Origin of the sequence: Thermonema rossianum DSM 10300 (assembly GCF_000426825.1) — a bacterium.
GTDB classification, from domain to species: Bacteria; Bacteroidota; Bacteroidia; order Cytophagales; family Thermonemataceae; genus Thermonema; species Thermonema rossianum.
Map to the genome: position 1 here is coordinate 36,194 of NZ_AUGC01000017.1, position 17,302 is coordinate 53,495.

Annotated in this window: 16 protein-coding genes; 10 read left to right on the plus strand and 6 right to left on the minus strand. The window is 49.4% G+C overall.

Annotated features, from left to right (window positions below):
* Nucleotides 1–27: 27 nt before the first annotated feature.
* Nucleotides 28–516, minus strand: a complete 489-nt coding sequence (locus K384_RS10870) for a hypothetical protein (RefSeq protein ID WP_157630140.1) — start codon at nt 514–516, stop codon at nt 28–30.
* 158 nt (nt 517–674) lie between these two features.
* Between K384_RS10870 and K384_RS10875 the strand changes: the two genes are divergently transcribed.
* Nucleotides 675–2,963: an NADP-dependent malic enzyme gene (locus K384_RS10875; protein ID WP_211245249.1), complete on the plus strand. Its 2,289-nt coding sequence runs from the start codon at nt 675–677 to the stop codon at nt 2,961–2,963.
* Nucleotides 2,964–3,134: 171 nt separating this feature from the next.
* Here K384_RS10875 and K384_RS10880 read toward each other — a convergent pair whose 3' ends face one another.
* The 3 genes from K384_RS10880 to K384_RS10890 all read right to left on the minus strand — a co-directional run bounded on the left by K384_RS10880 (nt 3,135) and on the right by K384_RS10890 (nt 5,614).
* A complete protein-coding gene (locus tag K384_RS10880; RefSeq protein ID WP_051633345.1) occupies nt 3,135–4,010 on the minus strand; it encodes a phytoene/squalene synthase family protein in 876 nt (291 codons plus the stop codon).
* Between the two features lie 87 nt (nt 4,011–4,097).
* Nucleotides 4,098–5,021 (minus strand): ribosome small subunit-dependent GTPase A, encoded by a 924-nt coding sequence (gene rsgA, locus K384_RS10885; protein ID WP_038032274.1) that lies wholly within the window; start codon nt 5,019–5,021, stop codon nt 4,098–4,100.
* A 26-nt stretch (nt 5,022–5,047) separates the two neighbouring features.
* Complete coding sequence (locus K384_RS10890) at nt 5,048–5,614, minus strand: hypothetical protein (RefSeq protein ID WP_038032276.1); 567 nt, start codon at nt 5,612–5,614, stop codon at nt 5,048–5,050.
* Nucleotides 5,615–5,648: 34 nt separating this feature from the next.
* On the opposite strand from K384_RS10890, the gene K384_RS10895 reads away from it, so the two are divergent.
* The 4 genes from K384_RS10895 (at nt 5,649) to K384_RS10910 (ending at nt 11,893) form a co-directional block, all read left to right on the plus strand.
* Nucleotides 5,649–6,656 (plus strand): LuxE/PaaK family acyltransferase, encoded by a 1,008-nt coding sequence (locus tag K384_RS10895; RefSeq protein ID WP_245605305.1) that lies wholly within the window; start codon nt 5,649–5,651, stop codon nt 6,654–6,656.
* A 72-nt stretch (nt 6,657–6,728) separates the two neighbouring features.
* A complete protein-coding gene (locus K384_RS10900; protein ID WP_038032277.1) occupies nt 6,729–8,936 on the plus strand; it encodes a tetratricopeptide repeat-containing sensor histidine kinase in 2,208 nt (735 codons plus the stop codon).
* A gap of 9 nt (nt 8,937–8,945) precedes the next feature.
* Nucleotides 8,946–10,619: a DNA polymerase III subunit gamma/tau gene (locus K384_RS10905; protein WP_038032279.1), complete on the plus strand. Its 1,674-nt coding sequence runs from the start codon at nt 8,946–8,948 to the stop codon at nt 10,617–10,619.
* A 71-nt stretch (nt 10,620–10,690) separates the two neighbouring features.
* Entirely contained in the window at nt 10,691–11,893 is a 1,203-nt protein-coding gene (locus K384_RS10910; protein WP_038032280.1) for a DegT/DnrJ/EryC1/StrS family aminotransferase, read from the plus strand.
* Nucleotides 11,894–11,995: 102 nt separating this feature from the next.
* Here K384_RS10910 and K384_RS10915 read toward each other — a convergent pair whose 3' ends face one another.
* Both K384_RS10915 and dusB read right to left on the minus strand, forming a co-directional pair.
* Complete coding sequence (locus K384_RS10915) at nt 11,996–12,904, minus strand: DMT family transporter (RefSeq protein ID WP_051633342.1); 909 nt, start codon at nt 12,902–12,904, stop codon at nt 11,996–11,998.
* Nucleotides 12,870–13,892, minus strand: a complete 1,023-nt coding sequence (gene dusB, locus K384_RS10920; RefSeq protein ID WP_038032282.1) for a tRNA dihydrouridine synthase DusB — start codon at nt 13,890–13,892, stop codon at nt 12,870–12,872. Before dusB ends, K384_RS10915 begins: the two co-directional genes overlap by 35 nt.
* 58 nt (nt 13,893–13,950) lie before the next feature.
* Between dusB and K384_RS13485 the strand changes: the two genes are divergently transcribed.
* The 5 genes from K384_RS13485 to K384_RS10945 form a co-directional block, all read left to right on the plus strand.
* The gene (locus K384_RS13485; RefSeq protein WP_051633343.1) at nt 13,951–14,892 is read left to right on the plus strand and encodes a CPBP family intramembrane glutamic endopeptidase; all 942 of its coding nucleotides are present in this window, start codon (nt 13,951–13,953) and stop codon (nt 14,890–14,892) included.
* A 63-nt stretch (nt 14,893–14,955) separates the two neighbouring features.
* Nucleotides 14,956–15,336 carry a glycine cleavage system protein GcvH gene (gene gcvH / locus K384_RS10930; RefSeq protein WP_038032283.1) on the plus strand — a complete coding sequence of 127 codons (381 nt, stop codon included), beginning with the start codon at nt 14,956–14,958 and terminating at the stop codon, nt 15,334–15,336.
* 8 nt (nt 15,337–15,344) lie between these two features.
* Entirely contained in the window at nt 15,345–15,713 is a 369-nt protein-coding gene (locus tag K384_RS10935; RefSeq protein WP_038032285.1) for a VanZ family protein, read from the plus strand.
* Nucleotides 15,714–15,914: 201 nt separating this feature from the next.
* The gene (locus tag K384_RS10940; protein WP_038032288.1) at nt 15,915–16,688 is read left to right on the plus strand and encodes an energy transducer TonB; all 774 of its coding nucleotides are present in this window, start codon (nt 15,915–15,917) and stop codon (nt 16,686–16,688) included.
* Between the two features lie 135 nt (nt 16,689–16,823).
* Nucleotides 16,824–17,302: energy transducer TonB (locus K384_RS10945; RefSeq protein ID WP_038032289.1), on the plus strand; the 479-nt coding region annotated here is incomplete at its 3' end.

Genomic DNA, 17,302 nt, shown 5'->3' on the forward strand with positions numbered 1-17,302 from the left:
CCGCTGCGGTGGAAAATACTTTCTGTACTAAATGCGTTTGACAGCAAAACGCAGTGGCAGGGCAAGCATCCACACCACCAGCAGCACTGCCCCTGCCATCAAGTAGGGCGAGAGGTCAAGCGAAAGGTAGGTGATGGTATTGTGATGTACAAACTGATATACAAACCATGCAAAAAGGGCATTGACCCAGCCGGCAAAGCCATTGGCCCATCCGCGCAATATTTGAAAGGTGGCTTGCACATGGGCTTTGTCTTGGGTCCAAAACGAAGCAATGGCAAGGCGGCGTACCGGTATTTGGGCTACGAATTGCACGAACAACACCATCAAGAGGTTGAAAAACACCACAAAACCGGCCGTCACATAAAAAAACTGGCTTTTATGAAAAGCTTCAAGCGGTTGTTGAAATTCATTGAATTGAAAACCTACTACCTCGGGCAGCAGGCTGTATCCATACAGAAGCACCACCACAAATGCCAGCAGGGAAATACGCTGAAATAGCGTCATGAAGGTTGTCATATTCTTGATATTTAAATGAACAGCCCTGCAAACTTAAATAAGTTTCACCTTTTGTTAAAACATAATGTTTGGATGGCAGCGCGAATATTTCCACCTTGCTTTTCGCTTCAATAAAAGGCTTTTTTTAGCTTTGCACTTAATCAACAAAAGTTTGGACTATGCCAATAAAAGTAAGACGTGAAGATGCACTGAATTACCACCGGGAAGGCGTTCCCGGTAAAATCGAAGTGGTGCCTACCAAAGCCTTGAGCACCCAGTTGGACTTGGCACTTGCCTACTCGCCCGGTGTGGCAGAGCCTTGCAAAGAGATTGCCGCCGATAAAGAAAAGGTTTATGAATATACTGCCAAAGGCAATTTGGTAGCCGTCATTTCCAACGGAACGGCTGTTTTGGGCTTGGGCGACATCGGTCCCGAAGCTTCCAAGCCGGTGATGGAAGGCAAAGGTGTATTGTTTAAAAAGTTTGCCGGCATTGATGTGTTCGACATAGAAGTGGACTGCAAAGACCCCGCCGAGTTCGTGAAGATTGTGAAAGCGCTGGAGCCTACCTTTGGGGGCATCAATCTGGAAGACATCAAAGCGCCCGAGTGCTTTGAAATAGAAAAGGCACTGCGTGAGCAGATGAACATACCGGTTATGCACGACGACCAACACGGCACTGCCATCATTTCGGCAGCTGCCCTGCTCAATGCTTTGGAGTTGGTGGGCAAGTCTATAGACCAAGTGCGCATCGTAGTCAATGGTGCGGGGGCGTCGGCTATTGCCTGTGCCAAGATATATGTGAGTTTGGGCGCACGCCCCGAAAATATCGTGATGCTCGATAGCAAAGGCGTGATTCGAAAAGACCGTGAAAACCTGGATGCCATCAAAGCCGAATTTGCTACCGGGCGTGATTTGCACACACTCGAGGACGCCATGAAAGGCGCCGATGTGTTTGTGGGCTTGTCCCGCGGCAACGTGGTTACGCCCGAAATGCTGTTGAGCATGGCAGACAACCCCATTGTGTTTGCCTTGGCAAACCCCGATCCCGAAATAGCCTACGATTTGGCTATGAAAACCCGCCCCGATGTCATCATGGCAACTGGGCGTTCGGACCACCCCAACCAAGTGAACAATGCCTTGGGGTTCCCCTACATTTTCCGGGGGGCTTTGGATGTGCGTGCCACCGAAATCAACGAAGCCATGAAGCTGGCAGCCGTGCGCGCCATTGCCGACTTGGCCAAGCAGCCGGTGCCCGATGCGGTAAGCCGTGCTTATGGCGACAAAACCCTGTCTTTTGGCAAAGACTACCTGATTCCCAAGCCACTGGATTACCGCCTGATTACCACCATTTCGCCGGCGGTAGCCAAAGCAGCCATGGAATCGGGCGTTGCACGCCGGCATATTACCGACTGGGCGGCTTATGAAGTGGAGCTGCAAGAGCGTATTGGCATAGACCAAAAGCTGATGTCCACCATCATACAAAAAGCCAAAAGTAATCCCAAACGGGTGGTATTTGCCGAAGCCGACAACCCTAAAATACTGAAAGTGGCACAAGTGGTGTCAGACGAGCGCATTGCGCATCCTATCTTGCTGGGCAACCGTCAAAAAATAGAGCAAATAGCCGCTGAGTTGCATTTAGACCTTTCGGCTTGTGTAATCATAGACCCGGCCGAAGAAGAGGAGCGTCGTGAGCGCTTTGCCCAAATACTTTATCAAAAGCGGCAAAGACGGGGCGTTACGCTTTATGATGCCCGCAAGCTCATGCTCGACCGCAACTACTTTGGCGTTGCCATGCTGGAAACCGGCGAAGCCGATGCTTTCATTTCGGGCTTGACTAAAAATTACCCCCGCGTAATTCGTCCGGCTTTGCAGATAGTGGGGGCACGGGCGCCCATGAAGCGCGTTGCCGGCATGTATATCCTGCATTCCAAACACCGCACTTTGTTCTTTGCCGATACCACCGTAAATGAAAACCCCACTGCCGAAGAGCTGGTTGATATCATCAAACTGACACAGCGCGGCGTGCAGTTCTTCGGTTTTGAGCCCCGTATGGCTGTTTTGTCTTACTCGAATTTTGGTTCTGCCGAAGGGGCAGTGCCTGAAAAAGTGCAAAAAGCCGTGGCTTTGGCAAAAGAGCGCTACCCCGACATTATTGTGGATGGCGATATTCAGGCCAACGTGGCGCTGGACGTGCAGCTGTTGCGCGAAAACTATCCGTTCAGCGAGCTGGCAAAAGAAGGAGCCAATACTTTGATATTCCCCAATCTTGAATCGGGCAACATTGCCTATAAGCTGCTGCAGGAAGCCGGTGGGCTGGAAGCCATCGGACCCATCTTGCTGGGCATGAACAAGCCGGTGCATATCTTGCAGCTGGGCAGCTCTATTCGCGAAATCATCAATATGGTAGCCATTGCCGTAGTGGATGCGCAACGCCGTAATAAAGTAGAGGAGAAAGTGAATGCCTGATGGTCCTCTCATTAAGTTTTCACCGGGCGGTTTGCTATTATGCGGCTGCCCGGTTTTTTCGTTTATGGGAGGAATCAACTCTTTTTGCGGATGGAAAAAGTTCAGCAGGCATTTCCTTTCGAAGGAAAAGGTGCCAAGCGTTTGGCAGCTGCCCATGCGGAACCCGTGCCTTTAGCTCGATTGCACCCTTTGTATCTGCATGTTTTTCTGAGGGAACCCCACAAAGAAGTTTTTCAGGTATGAACCTGCCAACAACAAAAACTTATGCAAGTTGGGCACACGCACCCGCTCTTGCATGATGGTGGCTGCCGGCAGCTTGCGTATCTTATCGAACAGCTTGGTATAATACACATAAGCCAGGTAAACGCCCAAGCGGGCACCTTCGGGCAGACGGCAAATGCCTTCGTAACCCGCTTGAAAGTCGGCTGCTATTTCGTCTTCTATTGCTTTTTTCTCTTTTTCACTGAAATGCTCAAAGTCGATGCCCGGGAAGTAGGTGCGCCCCCGCTCGACGTAGTCGCTGCGCAGGTCGCGAAGGAAATTGATTTTTTGAAAGGCAGCCCCCAAGCGGCGTGCAGGTTCTTTCAGTAGCTCATAGAGCACTTCATCGCCTTCACAGAACACACGCAAGCACATCAGGCCCACTACTTCGGCAGAACCGTAAATATAGGTTTCGTAGCTTTGGCGGTCGCAGCGTGTCAGCCACAAATCCATTTCCATACTGTGCAGGAAAGCATCAATCAGCGCGCGTTCAATTTTATATTGACGCACAGCCCACTGAAAAGAATGCAGCACCGGGTTCAGGCTGATGCCTTCTTCTATGGCACGGTAGGTGTCTTCTTTGAAGCGGTCGAGGAGTTGTTTTTTATCATGTCCGTGGAAAGTATCCACGATTTCGTCGGCGTAGCGCACAAAGCCATAGATAGCGTAAATGGGGGCGTGAAAGCGCTTGTGTAAGGTGCGAATGCCCAAGCTGAAAGAAGTGCTGTAGCGCCGCGTAATGAGCTTGCTGCACTCCAGCGTGGTGCGTTCGTAAAGGTCAAGCATAATGATGATGGTTTGTCTTATTTTGAATATAAAGAATAACGGATTTGCCCCCAAATTGTTTGGCAAGTAAAGCGCTCAAAAAATGCTTCAGCGCCGGTTGTCGTGGTCTTCGAGCATGCTCAGATAGCTGTGATAACGTGTATCGGCTATTTCGCCCCGTTCGAAAGCTTCGCGTACGGCGCAGCCCGGCTCATGCACATGGATGCAGTTATGAAATTTGCATTCGCCCAAATACTTCCGCATTTCAGGGAAGTAATGCGAGAGCTCTTGTGCTGCAATATCAACCAAGCCCATTTCTTTGATGCCCGGCGTGTCTATAATGAAGGTATTTTCCCACAGCTCGAACATCTCGGCAAAGGTGGTGGTATGCTTTCCTTTTTGGGAGTAATGCGATATTTCAGAGGTCTTCAAGTTCAATTCCGGTTTGATGGCATTGATAAGCGAGGACTTGCCCACACCCGAGTGCCCCGATAGCAGCGATATTTTGCCGTCGAGCAAAGCGCGAAATTCATCGATATGATAACGTTCGGTTACGGAGGTATCCAGACAGCGATAGCCTATAGCCTCATACATGTCCATAATTTCGGCTTGGTAATCCCGCCCTTCGTCGGTGAGAATATCGGTTTTATTGAAAACAATGACAGCGGGCACGTCGTAAGCTTCGCAGCTCACCAAAAAACGATCGATAAAACCGAACGAAGTGCGCGGCATAGCCAAAGTGGCAATTAAAATAGCTTGGTCAATGTTAGCAGCAATGAGGTGGGCATGACCGGTCCGGTGTACCGACTTGCGTATGATATAATTGCGGCGCGCTTCTATTTCTACTATCAAGCCACGCTTTTCTGTTTCATCTTCTACTTCAAAATGCACGCGGTCGCCCACGGCTACCGGATTGGTGGTCTTAAATCCTTTTAGGCGTAGCTTGCCACGCAAACGGCATTTGTAAAAGTCGCCTTCGGGTGTGCGCACGTCGTACCATGAACCGGTAGAGCGAAAAACAATTCCTTCCATGCACTTAGCTGTGTTTTGTTTTTGTTTCAAGGGGTTTGATAAACTACAATAGAGTCGGTAAAGATAACATTACTTTCGTTGAGTGCACGGTCGGCAATGGAAATACGGAAACGCAGGGTGTCGTAAGGATTCAAGGTGTATTGTAGGTCATTGGAGAAGGCAGGTATAAAGGTCTTGTAGATGATGGTGCCTTCAACAGGGTTGGGCGAATCGGTAATGGGACTGATGCGTCCGTTGAGGGTAGTACCGTTCGGAAGGGCAAAGGGAGCGTAGCTGCCCGATTCGCGGCGTTCCACATCGCAAAAATAGTTAAAGTAAAAGCGGTTGATTTGCGTTGAGTCTTCATCTAAGTACAGCTGATAGGGCGGAAGGGTATCGGCTTGTGATAAACCAATGTCGCCGTTGCCGTCGGTGAAATCAACGGCAATAATAACCGAGTCGCCCAAGTAAAAGCCGGTGGTAGAGTCGCGCTGCGGGATGGCCGTGATTTCTTTAAAAGTAATTTGGGGTGCCAAAGGGAAGCTGGGTTTTTCATAGCAGGCACCAAGCAGCCCTGTCAATAGGCAGGCAAGCAGAATATTGTATTTTTGCATATGCATTTCTATTTCCTTTAAATACCTTGCGCTTATGCTAAACAACCCCCTTCGCCAACAACTGATGCACCGCATATTGACGTGCACGGCAGAGCGCTTTGAGCTGCTTGCCTTAGATGTGTTTCGCTATCAATACGAGCGAAACACGGTCTATCGTGCATTTGTTCAGGCGCTGGGGCTTGATGCTTCTAAGATACACAAAATAGAAGAAATCCCTTTTTTGCCTATTGAGTTGTTTAAAGATCATCAAATATTGTGCGAGGGTTTGTCCCCCGCTTTGGTGTTTGAGAGCAGCGGCACGACCGGGCAGCAGCGCAGCCGCCACTATGTGGCAGACCCGGCATGGTATGCCACCGTAAGCCGGCAAATTTTCGAGCGTCTGTATGGCCCTTTGTCGAACTTTCACATATTGGCACTTTTGCCTTCTTATCTCGAACGCCAAACGTCTTCTTTGGTGTGGATGGTGCGCCATTTCATAGAGCAGAGCCGGTCGGAAGCATCGGGGTTTTACCTTTATAACTACGAGGAGCTTTTGCGCAAGGTGGAGCAGTTAAAGAAACAAGCCGATGGGCGGCGCATTTTATTGATAGGCGTTTCGTTTGCTTTGCTGGAGTTGGCAGAGCGCCATGCGCCCGATTTGTCGGGCTTAATAGTCATGGAAACAGGGGGCATGAAAGGGCGACGGCAGGAGCTGTTGCGCGAGGAACTGCATGCCCTTCTCTGCGAAAAAATGAATCTTCGCAGGGTGCATTCCGAGTATGGTATGACAGAGCTGCTTTCGCAAGCTTATTCAAAAGGTGAAGGCATTTTCGATGCGCCGCCTTGGATGCGTGTGCTGCTGCGCGAGCCCAATGACCCCTTAACGCTGAACCCCCGTCAAAGGGCCGGCGCAGTCAATATCATTGACCTTGCCAACATTGATAGTTGTGCTTTTATTGCCACGCAAGATATGGGCAGCCTGTTACCTGACGGGCGTTTCCGTATCACCGGACGCATGGACTTTGCCGAACAAAGAGGGTGCAATATGCTGCTTTGGCAGTGACCGAACGCTTGCATTTGCGTAAATAATGTAGTACCTTGATATTTAATCGACTTTTACTTATCGCAGGTATTCATGAAGTGGCGGCTGTCTCTTTGCATATCTTTGTTTCTTTTTACCGGAAGCTTCTGTGAGCTGTGTGGGCAGTACGACGTGGACAGTCTGAAAAAGGCTTTGGAGGAGTGTCGTCGTCAAAATGATGCAGTCCGGGAGGCCGAAGTGCTGAAAAAACTTACGGCACGTTTTGTAGCCAATGATTCGATTCAAATGCACATCTATCGCCGGCAGTTGCATGAGCTGGCACGCCGGCATTCCAATAACCACCATATTCAGGCGATTGATGCCTTCATTGAGGCCATCATGCACCACCGTAAAGGTGATTTTAAAAAAGCCAAAGAATTCTACCAAAAGGCAGAAAGTGACTATTGGCGGGCCGGCGATACGTTGCAGGCAGCCCATATGCATGTATATGTGGGCAATATGTATTATGAACTGGGGGAATATGCCCGGGCTGTAGAAACCTACCTGGAGGCTTTAAAAATATTTGAAGAACAGCGAGATGTTCGTGGCATGGGGCGTGTGTACAATAACTTGGGGAATATTTATAACGACATGGGGGAATATGAAGCGGCGCGCACCTATCTTGAAAGGTCACTTGAAATAGACAGCTTGCGCAAAGACTGGGTGGGAACCATCATTAGTTATAACAACCTGGCCAATGCTTACCGCGGCTTGGGGCAGTACGAAAAAGCGCTGGCTTATTATCAGAAGTATTTAGACATGGCAGCGCAATATGGTACAAAAAAAGGTGTGTCCATTGTTTTGCGCAATATGGGGGAAATTTACCTGCGTTTGCAAGATTACGAGCGTGCAAAAGCATGCTTTGAAGAAGGGTTGCGTGTGGAGCAAGAAACCAATAATAACCTTGCCGAGCTGGCCGATTTTTATTTAAACATAGGGCGTTTGTATTATCACCGGGAAGAACCGGAGCAAGCCGAACAGTCGGCACTTGTCGCCTTGAATCATGCACAGGCAGCCGGCGTGCAACGCATCATCATGGAAACACATGCCCTGCTGTCTGACATTTATGCAAAAAAACAAGACTATGCCCGTGCTTACAAGCACTTGCGTGAATATGAGCGAATCAGAGATAAAATTTACCCGGGCGACAAGCGTGCCGAAATTTTTAAGTTGCAGCTTCAATATGAGGCGGAAAGACGCACGAAGGAAGCCGAACTGCGACGTAAGGCAGAGCAGCTGGCTGCGCTCGAAGAGCGGCAAAAGCTGCTGATACTACTTTTTGCCGGTTTTGCTTTGCTGGTATTGTTGGGGGCTGTCGTGATTATTTACCGGCGTTATGCAGAAAAGAAAAGATTGTTGAATGCCTTAGAAGCTAAAAGCAGGGAGGTGGAAGCTCACCGCAGGGAAATACTGGAAAAGAACGAAGAGCTGGAGGCTTATCAGCATGTAATAGAAAGGCAAAACCGGGAGTTGAGTCTTGCCAATAAAAGTTTGGAAGAGCAGGTGGCAGCCCGCACACAGGAGTTGAAGGAGTCTTACAAACAGTTGCTGCGCACAAAAAACGACCTGGACAGTTTCCTTTACCGTGCTTCTCATGACCTGAAAGGACCCATTGCCCGGGTGCTTGGCTTGGTGAATGTGGCACTGCATGATGTTGAGGACCCTAAGGCGGCAGAATACTTCTCGCGCATTATGCACACAGCACAAGAAATGGATTATATCTTAGCCCGCCTGCTTACCATCAACAGCATCATCAACCATGAGCCGGTAGCCAAGCAGATAGATTTTCAGCAAATGGTAGAAGAGGTATTTCAAAAATTCGACGCGGAGCTGTACAAAGACCGGCTGCGTTGGTCTTTGAGTGTTTCGAAAGAAGTGGAGCTGTGGGCAGACCCTGCCTTGTTTCGCCTCGTGCTTGAAAACCTTATTCAGAATGCCATTGACTACTGCGACCGTTATCAAGGCGTACAGGTCGATATAGAAGTTGTACCCCGTGGGCGGCGCTATGTACATATTCACATTGTGGACCACGGTATTGGCATAGAAGAAGAAATAAAAGACAAAGTGTTTGACGTATTCACCAAAGGGAGCCGTTCCCGCGGCGCAGGTTTAGGATTATACGTAGTGCGCCTGGCAATGGAGCGCCTGGGCGGGCACGTGCACCTGAAACACACACAAGCCGGATATACCGAATTTTTGCTCAGCTTACCACGCATACCGTCCTACATGCAAGATGCGGAATCTGTGCCGAAAAGTTCTTAACTTGCAGCTATGGAACAGTTCATCGTTTCGGCTCGAAAATACCGCCCTGCTACCTTCGACAGCGTCGTAGGGCAGCAGCATATTACAACCACCCTTAAAAACGCTATCCGTACCGGGCAGATAGCGCAGGCATATCTTTTTTGTGGACCGCGGGGCGTGGGTAAAACCACTTGCGCGCGTATCCTGGCAAAAACCGTCAATTGCGAAAACCTGACGCCCGACATAGAGGCCTGTGGCACCTGCAATGCCTGCATGAGCTTTCAAAAAAATGCATCCTTCAATGTGCATGAGCTCGATGCCGCTTCCAACAACTCGGTAGAAGACATCCGTTACCTGGTCGATCAGGTGCGCTATCCGCCCCAACATGGCCGCTACAAAGTGTACATCATCGATGAGGTGCATATGCTTTCCAATGCGGCATTCAATGCCTTCTTGAAAACACTTGAAGAGCCCCCGCCTTATGCAATCTTTATCTTGGCAACTACCGAGAAGCACAAGATCATACCTACGATTTTGTCGCGTTGCCAGGTATATGACTTCAACCGCATTCAAGTAAGCGATATGGTGCGCCATTTGCAGCGCATTGCTGAAAAGGAAGGGGTTCAGGCAGAAGAAGCGGCTTTGCACCTGATTGCACAGAAGGCAGACGGCGGCTTGCGTGATGCCTTGTCCATGTTCGATTTGCTGGTTACTTTTTCCACTGACCGGAAACTGACCTATGCCGGTGCTTTGGAGCACCTGCATATCCTTGACTACGATTATTACTTCCGTGTGGTGGATATGCTCTTCAACCGGCAAACGACCGAAGCATTGCTCGTTCTGGATGAAATATTGCGTAAAGGTTTCGACGCACAGTTATTTGTAGTGGGCTTGGAAGAGCACCTGCGCAACTTGTTGATGAGCCGCGAACAGGCTACGCTTTCGCTATTGGAGGTGCCCGAAACCGCCAAGTTGCGTTTTCAAGAACAAGCCCAACGCCTGTCACCTTCATGGATAATGACGGCGCTCAATCTGGCTCATAAGTTTGAATTGGAATTCCGTTCGGTGAAAAATGCCCGTGTACACACGGAGCTCTTGTTGCTTAAGCTGGCGCATCTGCAAGATGCCATAGAGCTTGCCAAGCGGCCGGTGGTCGTGGAGGAAAAAAAAAATGAACTGAATGAAGCAGACCCGGCACGGCGCCCTGCTGTGCCCCGCAAGGTGCGCACCACCCCCAAACTGGACGAGATTCAGAAAGAGAAGAAAATGGCAGACGAGCCGGCCGGGAGCGGCAAAGAAGTGCCGGCTGCCACACCGGCAAGCCCCCTGACGGTAGAAGAACCCGCCGTTTCGTTGCAGGAGGCATGGCAACAGCTCGCGCAGGAGCACAAAGACGATGCTCAACTGCACTATTTGCTTTCGAAACCTTATGAAGTGCGGCAAAACACCATCTGCCTGTCTGTGGAAAGCCGTGCATTGCTTCACCTGACAGAAGAGTATAAACCACTTTGGCGCAAGCGTCTGCTTGAACTCACCGGCCAATCCTACGATATTGAAGCCAAGATAGAGATCAAAGACAGCGCATCTGATGATGCTGCCACGCTTTATTCTACCAAAGACAAACTGCGCTACTTAGCCAAAGAGTACCCGCATCTGAAAAAAATATGGGAGCATTTACAGCTAACCCCCAAGTCACCTATTTGAGATAGTTGCAAAATCTTTAATTTTACTGCTGTTCTTTATTTGTTTCAAAAACACTTAAAAAGAAAAGAATTATGCCCGGAACTGAATTATTCGGCGCCGAAGAGCGCAAAGAAGTACAAGACGTACTCGATACAGGCATTCTCTTTCGCTATAATTTCGATGCACAGCGAAAAGGCCACTGGAAAGCCAAAGAATTTGAACAAGCACTGGCGCAGTATCATGGAGTGCGCTTTGCGCATGCCTGCAGCAGCGGTTCTACTGCCGACGCCATTGCCCTGGCAGCCTGTGGCATTGGCATCGGCGATGAGGTGATTGTGCCGCCCTTTACTTATGTGGCAGTGATAGAGGCCGTATTGTTGGCCGGCGCCGTGCCCGTCTTTGCCGAAATAGACGAAACACTCTGCCTTTCGCCCGAAGGCATAGAAAAAGTCATCACGCCTAAGACCAAAGCCGTCATGCTGGTGCACATGTGTGGCAGCATGGCACGCCTCGATGAAATCATGGAAGTATGCAAGAAGCATAACTTGATTTTGATTGAGGACACGGCACAAGCCTTGGGCGGTAGCTACAAAGGCAAGCCCTTGGGTACTTTTGGCAAATGCGGTACTTTCTCTTTCGACTTCTTTAAAATCATCACTTGTGGCGAAGGCGGGGCGCTCATTACCGACGACGAGCAAATCTATGAGCGTGCGCACCAATTCTCCGACCACGGGCACGACCACATAGGCGACAACCGCGGCATGGAAGGGCACCCCATTATTGGCTTTAATTATCGTATTGGCGAAATCAATGCTGCCATCGGCTTGGCACAGTTCCGCAAGATGCCCTATATCCTGGAGCGTCAGCGTGCCAACAAAAAGGCATTGAAAGAAAGCCTTGCAAAATTCCCGGAAGTCACTTTCCGTCATATCCCTGACGAAGCCGGCGATGCCGCTACTTTCATGGATTTCTTCTTGCCCGATGAGGCTACTGCGCGTGCCGTGGTGGCTGCTTTGCGCAAAGAGGGTGTGGAAGGTGTGCAGTATTGGTATGATAACCATTTCCACTATATCAAAAACTGGGAGCACATTCGCGAAATGAAAGCCCCGGCCAAGTTATATGTGCACACCATCACCCCGCCACAAGATTACGCAAGCCTGCAGTTACCGCAGTCCGATGCCGTAATGAGCCGTTTGATTTCCATCGTGGTACGCATCACCTGGACCGAAGACGAACTGGCACAGTTGAAAGCCAAGATAGAAAAAGCCCTTAGCAGCGTTCTGGCTACTGCATAGAGGCTGCCATTGCGATAGCATATTGTTTGAACCTGCGGGATGCTGAAAAATCCCCCCGCAGGTTTTTTCTTTGGAGTCCGGTCACATGCCGGGAGAAGACTTTTATCCGCGGTGAATCAACACCACGCCCCCTACGATAGAGCACATGCCTATGAGATGCATCCATCCGATATTTTCACCATCGGCAATGCCCCAAAAAAGGGCTACTATGGGAATGAGATAAGTAACCGAGCTGGCAAAAACAGGCGAAGCCCGTTGTATGAGCGTATTAAACAGAATCAAGGCGATGGCTGTGCTCATGGTGCCCAAAAGAAACAGGTAGAAGAATGCCTGCCAAGTGTTACTATCACCGGTTTGCAGCATGCCGGGCACGCCGGTAAACCAAAAAAGAGTCAAAGCAAAAGGCGCAATGCAAAGCAACGACAGAGTAGATACATGCAGCGGCTTCATGTGGTGTAAGTACCGCTTGATGAGGTTGCCGTTGATGCCGTAGCAGAGTGTAGCCACCACGATGGGCAGGGCATAGGCGTCAATGCTGACACGTCCTCCCGAGCGGCTCAACAAAAGAAAGACCGAGCCCAGCAAGCCGACAATGACCCCCGCCAGTTTATAGCGGCTTACTGCTTGACTCTTGAGGATAAAAAGCCCTGCAATGAAGGTGAATACCGGAGTAAGAGCATTAAGGATGCCGGCAGTAGAACTGCTGACGTGAGTTTGTGCATAGCCGAAAAGGAAGGCGGGTATGAATACGCCCAGCAAGCCCGACAAAAATAACATAGCCCAAGGCACATGACGCAGGCGGCGCAAATGATAAAGTGCCGGCACACATAACACACTAAAAGCCGAACTGACGCGTATGGCAGCCAGCTGTACGGGAGAAAAGACACTTAGACCTTTCTTCATGAGAATAAAAGAGCTGCCCCAAATGAGTGCCAGGGCTAAAAGCAGCAACCACGAAACCCAACCGGTCTCTTGCTTAGGAGGCACTGTTTTCAAAAGGTGCTTGTTCATGCGTGTAGAAATGTTCTATTTCAGCCAAAATATCTTCTACTTCTGCCAGCGAGCCGGCTTCTACTAAACGCGTGCGGAACGGTTTAAAGTGTGAAAACCCCTTGAAATAATTGGTGTAGTGCCGGCGCATCTCAAAAATAGCCTTACGTTCGCCTTTCCACTCTACGGCAAACCGAAGATGTTTGAGGCAGACACGCAAGCGCTCGTCGAGTGTGGGTGGGGGCAATAGCTCGCCGGTCTGAAAGTAATGCTTGATTTCGCGGAAAATCCAGGGGTAGCCTATGGCTGCCCGCCCAATCATGATGCCGTCCACGCCGTATTTTTGCCGGTATTCCAGCGCTTTTTGGGGAGAGTCTATGTCGCCATTGCCAAAGATAGGAATCTCTATGTCAGGGTGTGCTTTCACTTGGGCGATAGGTTCCCAGTTGGCTTCCCCTTTGTACATTTGCACGCGCGTGCGCCCGTGAATGGTCAATGCTTTGATGCCTGCATCTTGCAGGCGAAGTGCCACTTCCACAATACGTATCGACTTTTCATCCCATCCCAGGCGGGTTTTTACCGTTACAGGCAGCTGCACCTGCTTGACTATCTCGGCGGTCATGCGTTGCATTTTGTCAATATCTTGCAGCAAGCCGGCACCGGCGCCCTTGCAAGCCACCTTTTTTACCGGGCAACCATAGTTGATATCCAGTATTTCGGGTTGGGCTGCTTCCACTATGCGGGCCGCTTCGCGCATGGGCTCTATTTCCGAACCAAATATCTGTACGCCTATGGGGCGCTCATAATCATAAATATCGAGCTTTTGCACGGCTTTGTCGGCATGGCGAATCAAACCGTCGGCCGGAATGAATTCCGTATAAACCAGGTCGGCACCTTGCTCTTTACACACTGCCCGAAAAGGCGGGTCGCTCACGTCTTCCATGGGCGCCAGCAGCAGGGGGAAGTCTTCCAACTCTACCGAACCGATGCGTACCGGATGTTTTTGCATAACTTTGTGCCTTAAAAATGAAATGTGTTTATTTGAGAACGCAAATTTACTGTAAAATATGCAATTAGCTGAACCTTTACCTTTTCGCACTGCCACTTGGCAAAGCCTGCTTTCTTTGATTTTATTGGTATTTGCCTGCATGGTGTTGTCGCAGTTTATCGCTTTTTTTATTCTAAAAGTAGCTTACGGGCTTCCTTTGGAAGAGCTGGAGTATATGGTTTCGGCACCGGCGCAATGGGGCAATGCCCATCAGGCCCGTTCTGCCTTGCTTTTTTTGCAAATCATGACAGCCGCGGGCGGCTTCTTCGGCGGTAGTTTCCTGTATTGGTATGGCGTAGAGCGCTTGCAACGCAAACATTGGTGTGCAGACGATGCAGCCAATCAAAGCATGCACTGGGCGCTGGTAGCACTGCTGCTTATTGTATTGCTGCCCACCATTTCTTTTTTGGAATATTGGAACCACCGCTTGCCAATGGGCGAGTGGGCTGTGCAGAAAGAACAGGAGTTGGCGGCACTTACCAAGTTGCTGGTAGGCTTCGAAGGACCCGGGCAATCGCTCATGGGCTTTTTAGCCATTGTGTTATTACCCGCGGTGGGTGAGGAATTACTTTTTCGAGGGGTTTTGCAAAATCGTTTGCTGGCGTGGTTACGCAACCCGCATGTGGCTATCTGGACTGCCGCTTTTGTTTTTTCCGTAGTGCATTTTCAGTTTTTAGGTTTGCTGCCCCGTTGGATTTTGGGGGCTTTGCTGGGCTATATTTACTACTGGTCCGGCAACCTGCTCTTGGCCATGTGGGGGCACTTTGTCAACAACGGCGTGGCTTTGTTGCTTATGCGCTTTCAACAGCGTTTTTTTCCGGAGTTGGCGCCCGATGCTGTGCAGCATGTACATTGGGGCGTGCTGCTGCTTTCCTTGGTTGCCACCGGCGTAACGCTTTACTGGTTTGTGGCTGTCACCTTGCCTTTGCGCGAAAAGAGAACAAGCAAAAGGGATTTTTAAAACCTTTCTGTTTGCATATATTTGCCATAGACAAAAGTTTCAACGCATTAAACAATAACCATCATGAACGTACCTAATGATTTGCGTTATTCGCGCGAACACGAATGGATTCGCCTGGAAGGTGAAGTTGCCTATGTAGGCATTACAGACTTCGCTCAAAGTGAGTTGGGCGACATCGTTTACGTAGAAGTGAACACCGTGGGCGAAACACTCGAAGCCGGGGCTGTTTTTGGCACAGTAGATGCCGTAAAAACTACTTCTGACCTTTTCCTGCCTGTCAGTGGTGAAATTCTGGAAGTCAACCCTGCTTTGGTAGATGCGCCCGAGTTGGTAAACCAAGACCCCTATGGCGAGGGATGGATAGTGAAAATCAAACCTACCAATTTGGCAGAATTGGATGAGCTGCTCGATGCAGAGGCTTATCGCGAACTGATAGGGGCCTAATCTAAAGCATGGAGTTTGTTCGCTACAACCTTTTTGGCATTTTATGGGGGCTGCTCATTGCCTTTTTGGTGCTTTTGCCCGGGCAAGAGATGCCCCCTACAGGCGATCTTCTGCTCTTCGACAGGGTGGCACATGCTTTTGTTTTTATGGTATGGGTGTTGATGCTTATTGTGGGGTTTCGCAAGCAAACTACTTTCCTTTACTTACATTATTATGCTGAACGGGTAGCCATCGTCACAGCCATCCTGTATGGTGCTTTGTTGGAAGTATTGCAGTTTGCTTCGGTAGGGCGCACTTTCGAATGGGAAGATTTGCTGATGAATACGGTAGGGGTATTGTTGGGGTGGATGCTTTTTGTGCTAATTTACAAGCTCTGAGTGGGCTTGTTTAAAATTTGCAATCATAAAACCAATACAAATTTTTGTAATGCCTTACATGCAAAAAAGAAACTTTATTGGGGGCTTTATTGCTTTAAGCTGTCTTTTTTGTATATTTGGCAGAGTATAACGTATATAATTACAAATCAATCAGAGTATTATAAGAAGTTTTACACTGTTAAAAAGTTCAAAGCAAGGGCTATGGATTTAGAAAAAAGCAAACAGGAGACTCCGCGGCAAGCTCCGGAGAAAAACACAGAGGTGCCTCTGTATAAGAAGAATCCGGAAGTGGACCCGGAGCGCTATACAGGGCTATTCTTTGCCTTGGGGCTGGTGCTTTCGCTTTCACTGGTGCTGGTAGCTTTCAAGTGGCGCACCTATGAAAAGCAAGAAACTATTGAGCAAAAAGATATGGAGGAAGTATTTGAGGTAACCCTCGAGTACATTCCCCCTACGGTGCAGTTGCCACCCCCGCCTTCGGCTCAAATGGTAGAGCCCGAAGAGCCCGAGTTGGTGGAAGTGCCTGATGAAAAGAAGATAGAAGAAGTAGTAAAAATACAAGAGCAAGACACCCCGCCGGTGATTGCGCCGCCCGTGACTGACGGCCCTCCGGTTGCGGCACCGCCGCCCCCACAGGAACCCTCGGGACCGGTAGAATCCTTTGCGGTGGATAATAGGGAGGAGTTGAATCAGGAACTCAACAGAATTCGCACCTATGTGCAAAAGAACGTGCAGTATCCCCGCGAAGCCAAAAGGCGCAATATTCAAGGAACTGTTTTTGTCAAATTTGTACTGAAAAAAGATGGAACTATTGGCGAAGTGGAAGTGCTGCGCGGTGGTGACTTAGGCGACGGCATCTTGGCAGAGGAAGTGATACGCGTGTTGAAAGGCACCAGCGGCTGGAAACCTGCCAAGCAACGTGGGCGCCCGGTAGATGTAAAGCTGAATATGCCTATTACCTTTAGGCTAAAATAATGTGTGCTGAAAAGACAAACGAAAGCCATCCGGAAGGGTGGCTTTTTTGTTTTAACCAACCGGCTTAATTATAAGTTGGCTAAATATTTGTTTTTGCAGTATATAGTAGTTGTATTATGTTAAAAACAAGTAGGCATGAAAAAGAAAGAAAAATCCGGCTTTTTACAATCTCGCTTTTTGTGGTTATCCTTTGCTTTGGGAGTATTTTTATTTTTAGAGGCAGAGGAGGTTGAGAAAGTAGTCGGCAAGTACATTCCCTTTGGTGTGCAGTCACCGTCTTCGGCTCAAATGGTAGAGCCCGAAGAGCCCGAGTTGGCGGAAGTGCCCGATGAAAAAAAGAGAGAAGAAGTAGTAAAAATGCAAGAGCAAGACACCCCGCCGGTGATTGCGCTGCCTGTAACCGACGAACCGCCTGTGATAGCACCGCCGCCCCCACAGGAACCCACAGGACCGGTAGAATCCTTTGGGGTGGATAATGAGGAGGAGTTGCATCAGGAACTCAACAGAATTCGCACCTATGTGCAAGAGAACGTGCAGTATCCCCCCGAAGCCAAAAGGCGCCATATTCAAGGAACTGTTTTGGTCAGATTTGTACTCAAAAAAGATGGAACCAT

Bases quoted from the DNA above. Each gene is read 5' to 3' on its own strand.
- K384_RS10935 (WP_038032285.1), top strand. From the start codon at position 15,345: ATGGAGTTTGTTCGCTACAACCTTTTTGGCATTTTATGGGGGCTGCTC.
- dusB (WP_038032282.1), bottom strand. From the start codon at position 13,892: ATGCAAAAACATCCGGTACGCATCGGTTCGGTAGAGTTGGAAGACTTC.
- K384_RS10895 (WP_245605305.1), top strand. From the start codon at position 5,649: ATGCTAAACAACCCCCTTCGCCAACAACTGATGCACCGCATATTGACG.
- rsgA (WP_038032274.1), bottom strand. From the start codon at position 5,021: ATGGAAGGAATTGTTTTTCGCTCTACCGGTTCATGGTACGACGTGCGC.
- K384_RS10875 (WP_211245249.1), top strand. From the start codon at position 675: ATGCCAATAAAAGTAAGACGTGAAGATGCACTGAATTACCACCGGGAA.
- K384_RS13485 (WP_051633343.1), top strand. From the start codon at position 13,951: ATGCAATTAGCTGAACCTTTACCTTTTCGCACTGCCACTTGGCAAAGC.
- K384_RS10870 (WP_157630140.1), bottom strand. From the start codon at position 516: ATGACAACCTTCATGACGCTATTTCAGCGTATTTCCCTGCTGGCATTT.
- K384_RS10900 (WP_038032277.1), top strand. From the start codon at position 6,729: ATGAAGTGGCGGCTGTCTCTTTGCATATCTTTGTTTCTTTTTACCGGA.
- K384_RS10915 (WP_051633342.1), bottom strand. From the start codon at position 12,904: ATGAACAAGCACCTTTTGAAAACAGTGCCTCCTAAGCAAGAGACCGGT.
- K384_RS10890 (WP_038032276.1), bottom strand. From the start codon at position 5,614: ATGCAAAAATACAATATTCTGCTTGCCTGCCTATTGACAGGGCTGCTT.
- K384_RS10910 (WP_038032280.1), top strand. From the start codon at position 10,691: ATGCCCGGAACTGAATTATTCGGCGCCGAAGAGCGCAAAGAAGTACAA.
- K384_RS10880 (WP_051633345.1), bottom strand. From the start codon at position 4,010: ATGCTTGACCTTTACGAACGCACCACGCTGGAGTGCAGCAAGCTCATT.
- K384_RS10905 (WP_038032279.1), top strand. From the start codon at position 8,946: ATGGAACAGTTCATCGTTTCGGCTCGAAAATACCGCCCTGCTACCTTC.
- gcvH (WP_038032283.1), top strand. From the start codon at position 14,956: ATGAACGTACCTAATGATTTGCGTTATTCGCGCGAACACGAATGGATT.
- K384_RS10940 (WP_038032288.1), top strand. From the start codon at position 15,915: ATGGATTTAGAAAAAAGCAAACAGGAGACTCCGCGGCAAGCTCCGGAG.